General features: G+C 71.3%; 3 protein-coding genes. 2 read left to right on the top strand and 1 reads right to left on the bottom strand.

Features of this window, described 5'->3' with window-relative positions; genetic code table 11:
- A partial coding sequence (locus AB0H32_RS47535) for a hypothetical protein (RefSeq protein WP_361135733.1) occupies positions 1-224 on the bottom strand: 224 nt, incomplete at its 3' end.
- Between the two features lie 204 nt (positions 225-428).
- Here AB0H32_RS47535 and AB0H32_RS47530 point away from each other — a divergent pair.
- Both AB0H32_RS47530 and AB0H32_RS47525 read left to right on the top strand, forming a co-directional pair.
- Positions 429-2,477, top strand: a complete 2,049-nt coding sequence (locus AB0H32_RS47530) for a GAF domain-containing sensor histidine kinase (RefSeq protein ID WP_361135730.1) — start codon at positions 429-431, stop codon at positions 2,475-2,477.
- Positions 2,470-3,165: a response regulator transcription factor gene (locus tag AB0H32_RS47525; protein ID WP_361135728.1), complete on the top strand. Its 696-nt coding sequence runs from the start codon at positions 2,470-2,472 to the stop codon at positions 3,163-3,165. The genes AB0H32_RS47530 and AB0H32_RS47525 overlap by 8 nt, the downstream gene beginning before the upstream one ends.
- The last annotated feature ends 6 nt before the right edge of the window (positions 3,166-3,171 follow it).

Here is a 3,171-nt window from a genome sequence, read left to right as displayed (position 1 = left end):
GCGGCCCAGGCCGCCGACGTGATCTCCTCGGGCGTGTGCAACCCGCCGTGGGCCAGGCGCCGGTGGGCGGCCACTGCCCGTTCCGGTTCGCCCAGCAGCTGGTAGACCGCGACCAGCCGGCCGTCCGTGCCGGACCGGTCGTGCAACAGGTGTGCGACGGCCGTACACGGTGCTTCCTCGCGATCGGGTAACTGGTGACACGGTGCCGTCTGTGTGGTGGTCATCCCCGCCCCCTCCGCGCCGCTCGTCGCGCGGCGCTCCAACTTTCACCGCGACCCGGCACCACCGGATCGCCCCGCGACGAGTGTGCTCGGCGGCGCGCCCGCGGCGAATCCGGGCGCCCTCTGTTCCTGTATGGAGGTTCTCCGCCATCTCGGGGGGAGGTATGCGTGCTGTACAGCGCAAAACGGTCAAGCGACACTGGCCCGATGGTGGTTGAGGACGCACGGGGCATGCGTGTCCTGGCGGTCTGCGGTGGACTGGGGCTGCTCTACGCCGTTGCGCTCGGGGCCTGGCTCACGGCCGCGCGGACGCTTCCGTGGGCTCTGGGCGCGGTGCTGCCGTGTTATCTGGCGGGGCTGTCGTTGTACTGGAGGGCCCCGGGGCATCCGGTCGCGCGGCGGGTGCTGGCGGCCGGCTCGTGGGCTGCCCTGGGGCTGGTGGTGCGGTTCACCGTGGCGTTCCTCGGCTCCGTTGCCGGCTGGGTTCCGGGGCCGACCGCCAGTTGGCCGCTGTTGTTGCTGGCCCGGACGATCGACGTGGTGGCGGCCGTCATGATCGCCCGACTGCTCGCCCTGCTGCCGGACGGAGGCGAGCGCCACGCCCACGAACGCGTCGCGCTGCGGGTGCTGTGGCTGCTGGTCGCGGCTCCGCTCGTGCTGATGGCGGTGCCGATGCCCCTGTGGTTGCGGCTGCGTCTGCTGGTTCAGCCGGAGGCATGGATGCCCGCGGTGGGGGCGGGTCTGTTGCTGGCGCGGTCGGTGCTGGACGCACGGCGGTCCGGCGCCCGGAGTACGGGCCGGTGGTGGACGGTCGCGGCAGTGGCTTTCCCCCTGTTCGCCCTGCGCGGCTCCATGAGGCTGTTCCGGATGTGGCAGGGAGACAGCGGGCCGGCGTACTTCATCGGCTGCGCCCTGGGCGCGTTGCCCTACGTCCTGATCTCGGCAGGTCTGGTGTACGCGGCGTTCCGGCACCGGCTGCCAGGGCTGGACTTCACCGCCCGGCGCTCCACCGTCTACGGCCTGCTCTGGATCATCATCGGCGGCTGGTACCTGGGCATGGTCACCGCCCTCGGGCTCACTGCGAGCCAGTACCTGCCCATCAGCGCGGCGGTCCTGGTGGCCGTCAGCGTGACCATGCTGTGCCAGCCTCTGCGCCGGCAGGCCAACCGGCTGGCCGCGCGACGTGTGTTCGGAGTGCGCCCCTCCAACTTCGAACTGCTGGTGCAGTTCGGCACGACCCTTGAGCACGCCTACGACCTGACCCTGCTGGCGCCGCAGCTCGCGGTCAGCCTGCGGCAGTGGCTGGATCTGCGCTGGGTGCACGTCGAGTTGGGCACCGCCGGGCCGGGCCGGCTTCCCTCTGCCAGGGGGACGGCGGGCGTGGTGCCCGACGGGGCGGACGCGTCACGGACCAGGGTGGGGCTCTGCTACGGCGACGACGCCCTCGGCTTCATCGAGTACGGGCCCAAGGACGAGGGCCGGTTCACCCCCGAGGACCGTGACCTGGTCGAGACCCTGGCCCGGCAGGCTGCGCTCGCGGTGCACAACGCACGGCTCAACGCCGAACTGTCCATCCGCATCGAGGAAGTGCAGCGGCAGGCCAGTGAGCTCAACGCCTCCCGCACACGCATCGTGCAGGCCCAGGACACCGAGAGGCGCAGGATCGAGCGCCAGCTCCACGACGGGATCCAGCAGGAACTCGTCGCGCTCGTGGCGAAGCTGCGGCTCGCCCGCAACCAGCTCTGCCGCAACGGCGGCACGGTGTACGCCACCCTCACCGAGCTCCAGGACGACGCCTGCCGGGTCATCGACGGGCTCCGCGAGCTCGCCCACGGCATCCATCCACCCGTGCTCACCGACCAGGGTCTCGCGGCGGCCGTGATGTCCCGGGCCCGAAGGCTGCCGATCCCGGTGACTGTCGAGATCGAGCCGTCCGTGCGTCCGGCGCGCTTCACGCCCGACATCGAGGAGGCGGCGTTCTTCCTGGTGTCCGAGGCGTTCACCAACGTCCTCAAGCACGCACGGGCGGGCCGTGTGACGGTACGGATCGGGCGCGCCGGCGGTTCGCTGCTGCTGGACGTCAGCGACGACGGGGTCGGGCTGCGCTCGACGACCGGTCCCGGCTCGGGACTCACCGGGATGCGGGACCGGATCGAGGCCGTCGGCGGCGAACTGTCCATCATCAGCCGGCCCGGTGACGGGACCACTCTGCGTGCGCGCATCACCGAGACGCGACGGGAGACCACCGATGTCTGAACCCATGCCCGACAGGATGCGCGTCGTCATCGCCGAGGACCACTACCTGGTGCGCGAGGGCACCCGCCGCCTGTTGGAGGACACCGGCGAGGTGGTCGTGGTCGCAGCCGTCGGCACGGCGGACGAACTGCTGGACGCGGTGCACCGGTTGCGTCCCGACGCCGTGATCGCCGACATCCGGATGCCGCCCGACCACCACACCGAGGGCATCACCGCAGCACACGCGGTCCGCGCCGCCCACCCCGGTATCGGCGTGGTCGTACTGTCGCAGCACGCCAACGAGCATTACGCCTTCGCGCTGTTCCAGCACGGCACCGACGGGCTGGCCTACCTGCTCAAGGAACGCATCGGTGAGCTCGAGGAACTGCTGCGCGCCCTGCGGGAGGTCGCCGCGGGGCGTTCCGTGATCGACCCGCGCATCGTGGAGGTCCTGGTGGGCAGCCTCACCCGCACCACGGACGCGCCGCTGTCCCAGCTGACACGCCGGGAGCTCGATGTGCTGCGGCACATGGCCCAGGGAAAGAACAACCGGTCCATCGCGGAGTCCCTGTCGCTGTCGGAGTCGACCATCGAGAAGCACGTCAACTCGACCTTCGCCAAGCTGGGCCTCGCCGAGGAGACCCAGCTGCACCGCCGCGTCACCGCGGTGCTCACCTACCTCCGGTACGGCCCCGAACCGGCGCCCTGACCGTCC

The sequence above is a fragment of the Streptomyces sp. NPDC020362 genome (assembly GCF_040642095.1).
GTDB lineage: Bacteria > Actinomycetota > Actinomycetes > Streptomycetales > Streptomycetaceae > Streptomyces.
The sequence above is the reverse complement of the archived record's forward strand: the minus strand, read 5'-3'. Positions and strand labels throughout refer to the sequence as shown.